A 6,325-nucleotide genomic window follows, 5' to 3' on the forward strand; every position below is an offset into this window, starting at 1 on the left:
TATCCGTACTGGCAGGAAGAGCACTGGTTAGCGTAGTCGGCGAGGATCAATTCACACTTGGACTCCGCCCATCTTAACAGTTCGCGCAACTGACAGGATAGTCGAGTCTCCTGCCAGACTTACATAGCCTTCTAAGAAATCTGAGACAAACCGCTAGAGACGGTCAACTTCCCCCTTGTATTCGCCGCGTTTAACGCGGCGCAACAGACGTTTTAAGCCTTTCCACTCAGAGATTCTGAGCGGGTGCCTAATCATTTGACGTTTCCAATTAGTTTCCTCGGGCAGCGACCCGCGCTCTGCCAGGAATTGGATGCGTGCTGGAGAAAGCAATCTGTACAGCAGAAGCGCCCGGCTGTCGGATGCGGAATTGACTTTTCCCGAGAAATGGCGATCGGCAGCATGTAACAGATAGGTCAGTTCTTGAATTTGAAGCTCTTTGCGACGTGCATCCGAAGTAGCTCTTTTTAAAGCTAGCTTCAGTTCATCAAGCTCTCTTTTATGTCTTTCGTTATTTTCATCTACTTTTTTGGCTTCACCATCTTGCGATGTTTTGTGCGAGTCAGTCTTTTCCACTTTTGCTCTCTTTATCTTATCGATTAATTGCCAGGTCGAATAATAGTATCCCTAGCCACTGTAAATTGCATCGGAGAAGTGAAACGGCAGTTGACTTTCAGATATGGAGGCTAATGTAATGATCGTATCGCCAAACATGCGCGAATCCGACCCCCAAAAATGCTCCGGTTTCGTAGATTTCAGTAACAGAATTTGGAGCGCGGTAGGCATTATTATTCGTCTTCAATTATTGCAGATCAAGCTCTGCTGCGCGCAAAACCAGTGATGCCAAAACTGGCGTGTTCGCCAAGGCGCGTTGCGGTTCACGAGACATGATCCAGATTGTGAAACCAATAAGTCCCTGGTGGCATGCCGGACAAGAATTCCGAAAACGACTTGCAGGAAACACAATTCGATACTGGAGACCACAGATGAGCGTCAGTTTTCAGATGGGTGTGTAGCCAGCGGGTAACATCAGATAAGCCATGGTCAACATGTTCACGGACTTCCGGACAAGTAGGCGTATCGGATGCGCCTGAATCTGGTTATTTCGCTTCCGTTACATTGAAATGAGTTAGCGGATTGGCCCTTGCAAGAGCCTTCTCGGGTTGTCTTGGTTTGACCAGCATCGAGCGATATTTCGGTTCCCACAATACCAGCATGAGCCAGGTCTTATACCTAGTAGCTAAAGAAACCGAGGCAAATAATATCCAAAAAGCCCGCATTCTGATGCTAAGACTTTGACTGGTAAAGCTTCTATCAACCTTTTTGGCGCCAGACGGAAAAGTGTGCTCGACGGTTGCCATTGTCAAATCTTCCAACATCTCGTTTTTGATATTGCGGGATTGTTCCGTCGTTAGATACTTTTTTCCATAAGGAGCTTCTGGAGCTGCGACAATCAACTCCAAAGTCTCTCCAGCAAAGTTGGTCTAAGCGTTCTCTACATCACTCATTGAACAAGTGACCTTTGGTTAGATCGCTTGGTGTGAATTGTGGGAACTCACGAACAGCACGTTCATAAGATTCTTTTGCTTTTTCCTGCTGACCAATAGACCAGTAGTAAAAACCAAGCGTCAGAATCATAATCCAACGGTTCTCATCGTAGAACGTCCTGGAGATCAGATCTTCCAACAGTCCGATGTTCGTTTCAGCGTCCTGATACCAAGAATCATCAGTACCAAACCGTTCCTCAATTACCTGTGGCGTGATTTCCTTTTTTAGGCGGAATGTGACGCTTCCGCCCCATTTCATCTCTGCTTCAAGGGCGAAGAAATCATCTAGGCGTAACATCGAGAGGTGAATGTGGGGATGAAACTCATGGATGAAATCCTGTTGCAGTACCAGTCCATCTGTAATCACGCGTGGGAAGAAGTTCCTAACTACGTAGTCAGTGACAGGTAACGCTTTGCACAAGTCCACACCCAAAACCTCGATTGGTTCCTCAAAATTGTACCCAGATTTCATAACGTCGCCAGGGAATACCTCCAAGAACCGCTCATCGGCCGCAATCTGTTCGCGGAAAACACCTTCGAAGCTTTCGCCGAGCTTGAAGGTCTTGTTCGGAAAGTTCCTTCTCAAATGATCACGAATATAGTCTTCATCAATCAGAAACAGATCATAGACTTTTATAACCTTGTTGAGTCTGGGGGCGTTCAGTTCGAAATTTGGGTTATCCTTGAGGCCCTGAACCAAATGGTGCGTTGTACCGCCTACAAAACACCCTCCATCCACGATAGTTCCCAAGCCACGATACGTCCGACCGGCGTCATAATAGACCGCCTTATCGGCATCCGTTAGCATACTGGGATAGCTCTTCGACGTGTTGTCAGTATACAGATGGTATTGATTCAGAAGGTCATTTGCCTTGCTGTCATTTTCGAGGAACTTCTGTTGGAAGTTATCCTCAGCGACTCGGTCACTCGAATGTGGCGCCATTACTGACGAACCTGGGGCAAGTTTTTCCCGATAATAACCGATCATCGTATCTATCGGCAGCATACCGAGCGCAATTCGACGAAGCTCTTCTGAGGCATCCAGACAATCCAACGTCTCGGTAAAATGGTCGAGAACACTAACCAAGGTCTTCTTCGAATTTACGTTTGTTGCGTCGCTCAATATCTTTCCAAGGTTGGCGCATATTTCGCGGCGCTCTTCGGGCTGTACAGGGTGTAATTTGATTTTCCACATAGCCTGTTGAGCAGTAAGTAATGCAGAAAATCCGATTTCGTCCTCCAGTCCAAATGCTATAAGCATCTCTTTGAAATGACGCCAAACGTGCAGGAGATCTCTTGCTTTACGCGCGCTCCAGACGGTGTTGGAGATACTTCCAGGGCGGAATCTGTAGTTTACGACAGGCTCCTTAAGGTAAAACACTTGGTCTGAGAGGTAACAGAGAATAGGGACAACTCCGACATCCTCATGAGCTTCTGCAGGAAACTCCAATTTAGCACGTTTGAATAGATCAGCCTTGATCAAGTATCCCCACGCACGCATCGGCAGGTAACCAAAATCGCTTTGGCCAAATGTCGCATGAAATGCGTCAATACCCGAGTAAGTGTTCTTCGCGCTTAGGCTTGATTCACCTTCAAGGATTTCATCAAAGGGCTCAACTTCTTTACCAGATGTAAACCTGTTCGCACGGCCTACAACGGTCTCGCTATTTGTGGAGCGAGCCGCGTTCACCAGGTCACGGATTGCGGTCGGGCCAGACAGTACATCATCTGAATCCAGAAAGAACAGATACTCGCCAGTTGCTTCTTTAACGCCAGTGTTGCGACTAATTCCCAGGCCGGAGTTCTCTGTGTGATTGACCAATTTGATTTGATCGTTGTCAATGGAAGCTCGCTCGGCAATGGGAAATGAGCCGTCTGTTGACTTGTCATTAACGAGAATGACTTCGATTGATGGATAGTCCTGAGCGTGAATGCTGTCGAGGCATTCTCCGAGATAAGCTTCCATATTGAAGATTGGCACAATAATTGAGACTTTGGGTGAATTGAGCTCCAACTTTTCTCGTTCTTCCGGGTGTCGCATCCAGAGTTCGGCTCCAATAGTATCAAGGTCGTAGTGACTATATTTTTTGAGTGCTTCTTCGTAGTGCTCGTTTTTCTCTTCGTCGAATGCCCACGACTCTGCTGCAACGTCAAAGTCAGGACGAAATGCATTCACTATTTCGCTGGCTGTTTTGAAATTCGAGCATGACCCGATTACGTCCCCAGAAAGATTATAAACATATTCAACGATGCCGTTTGCGTGATCTTCAGGGACACCGTCAAGCGTGAGCATTTTGGCGAGTTCCGAAGGAGAATGTGTCAGATGAGACCAATCCGGGATTGGATTAGTGTGTTTATCTGTAAATCGATACACTAAATTTGTGCTGGTTTTTGATCCGCCAGCTGCAGCACCGGTGAGCAAATCTTCGCTTTTTTGCGGTTCAAACCAGACGTGGTGGCCAATTGATCCACCCCACATCGGGCAACCTTGAAGGTAAATAACGCCATCCTTGGCCAAGAAGCGTTTGCATGCATCTACAACGCTTTTGAAATCAGGGATGTGCTCCAGGATCGCAATACCGTAGATCAGATCGAACCCACCCTCTTCGAGGTCCATCTGGCCCATATCACCTACGCGGAAGGTAACGCCATCGGGAAGTGGCTCGTCGCTTTTCCAATCGCCGATATTCGTTGTTGTGACGGATTTCGCGCCATTTTCGATAAAAAGTCGCGCACTGATCAGATGGTAATCGCTCCCAATTTCAAGCACTCGCTTACCTTCAAGATCAACCCGCTGCGCGACAGTTCTGAACTGGTCGAAATGATAATCCGCTGCATTCTCGTTAATATATTGTGTCGAGCGAATTTGGACTTGGCGTGGCTTAGGTGGCCAATCTTGTTTTGCTGGAATCAAACTAGTTTTTGACGCATCGGCCCTGATCAATTCTGACACAGCGGTCTTGCTCCGTTCAAAATAGTCTTCATAAACTTTTCGCGTTTCTTGCTCTGCATTTTTTACAAGGTCCTTGTTCGCAGCAATTTCTGCAACGTGGGCAACCAATTGGCTGATGCTTTCCGCAGAATGGTATATGCTATTGCTGCCAAAACCTACAGTACCTGCAGCTGTGCTGAGCAACGGCATGCCATGCGACATTGTTTCGAGACTCTTGATTTTTAGTCCCGTTCCTCCGCGTTCCGGGTTTATAACGATGTCGCATTCCTGGAAAAACGTATTTAAATCCTGAACCTTACCAAGGAGACGAGGTTTTGCGACATTCAGAATAGAGGGTTCGATAAACCTGTCGAGCTGCTCGCAAACACCACCAGCAAGCACGAACTCACTGTTGTTGCGAAGCTCCGGAAGCTTCATCCATTCCGACATGAAGTCGCCAAGGTTTTGCTCATTGATCCAGTTCTGTGAGCCAAAATATCCAATACGCAGATTCGGATGCAGCCGTTTGACAGGTTGAGGCTGCCAAGGCAAAACGGGAGAAATAACCCGAACTTTTTCTGGATCTGACAACAATTCACGGAAATACTTCGCTTCATCCGATTGTAACGCGATAACGGTATCGGCTCGCTCGCAAGCAAGCGTTTCACCGCCCATCGTCAGGCTCATCCAGGCGGATTCCGAAAGGCCCTGTTCGAGTAACCTTTTATTTCGGTCCTCGAAGCGATCATGTGTCAAAAGCACTTTGTGAGTATAGGCAGCAACCCGATCTAACACACCCGAAAGAAAGGCATAATTCACAAAGGCCATATCGTAGGAGAATTGGCGCACCAAACTTGATACTTCGTCAAGGAGCTCTGGACCGCACCAATCATCAACGTGTACATTTAGTCCATTTCTGTTCCAGCCGACCATGTTCGAAGTGACCGGAACCTCTATATAGAGGTCGCACATCTCCCGGGCCGCGGATTGCATTTGGTGTGTTACAGTGCCCGGTGCATCACCTGCATAGTAAAGCAAGTGTATTCTGTAACCGGATGCTCGGAATTGTTCCAGCCAATCCAGCATGAGTCTTGAGTTTCCCTCGGGTTTCCAAGGGTGCATGTAAGTAACAAACAAAACACTACGGCTGTAGCTAGCATATTCTAAAACAAGGTGTTTTTGCGCTCGAATATCGGCAACGGATGACTGGTTATCAAACCATAAATCTGCGTTTCTCTTTTGAAATGGAAATCGCCGACAATAGTCGGTGTAGGGTAGGTAGGCCACCGATTGCCCAAGACCTCTGTCTTCAATGTCATTCCAGACCAGATATTCGCTTTCGCGGTCGCGAAACCCGGTCAGCGCCAGTTGCCAATCTTCGTTTTGCGTTCTTAGATCTTGTAGTAAGGAAAGTAGTTCCGAAATCCGCTCCTTGCCTTTTGTCAGATGAATATCTGCGCCGATTACCCGCTTGGAACGGTTTTCATCATCCCGAGTTTTTTTCATGGTTTTACCCGAGGTCTCCTATTTTCTAATTTTGAAGATTATTCGTGTGGCCGAATAAATGCCAAACAATTACTGACAAATTTCAACTGATCTGTTCTAGGTTTTGCGCAACACACTCTGAACTGTTTTCCAACGCTTGTCGGCGTGTCCAGTAAAAATCAGATTATTTTACTGATAGCAATATCTCAGCGGTTTTGTCGCAAATTCCTCAAAAGGCAACGCAGCTTGAGCAGGAGAATCGAGTATCCTGTCAGTTGAGCGAACTGTTAAGATGGGCGGAGTCCAAGTGTGAATTGATCCTCGCCGACTATGCTAACCAGTGCTCTTCCTGCCAGTACGGATG

Annotated in this window: 3 protein-coding genes; all 3 read right to left on the reverse strand. The window is 47.1% G+C overall.

What is annotated here, in order from left to right; translation table 11 throughout:
• Positions 1–153: 153 nt before the first annotated feature.
• The 3 genes from ACR0DG_RS21340 to ACR0DG_RS21350 all read right to left on the reverse strand — a co-directional run bounded on the left by ACR0DG_RS21340 (position 154) and on the right by ACR0DG_RS21350 (position 5,982).
• Positions 154–573, reverse strand: a complete 420-nt coding sequence (locus ACR0DG_RS21340; RefSeq protein WP_480700519.1) for a hypothetical protein — start codon at positions 571–573, stop codon at positions 154–156.
• A gap of 524 nt (positions 574–1,097) precedes the next feature.
• Positions 1,098–1,460: a hypothetical protein gene (locus ACR0DG_RS21345; protein ID WP_480700521.1), complete on the reverse strand. Its 363-nt coding sequence runs from the start codon at positions 1,458–1,460 to the stop codon at positions 1,098–1,100.
• Between the two features lie 37 nt (positions 1,461–1,497).
• Complete coding sequence (locus ACR0DG_RS21350; RefSeq protein ID WP_480700523.1) at positions 1,498–5,982, reverse strand: glycosyltransferase; 4,485 nt, start codon at positions 5,980–5,982, stop codon at positions 1,498–1,500.
• Positions 5,983–6,325: the final 343 nt, after the last annotated feature.

Source organism: Ruegeria sp. BG8 (assembly GCF_056538325.1).

Coding starts and splice junctions, on each gene's coding strand:
- ACR0DG_RS21350 (WP_480700523.1), bottom strand. CDS start 5,982: ATGAAAAAAACTCGGGATGATGAAAACCGTTCCAAGCGGGTAATCGGC.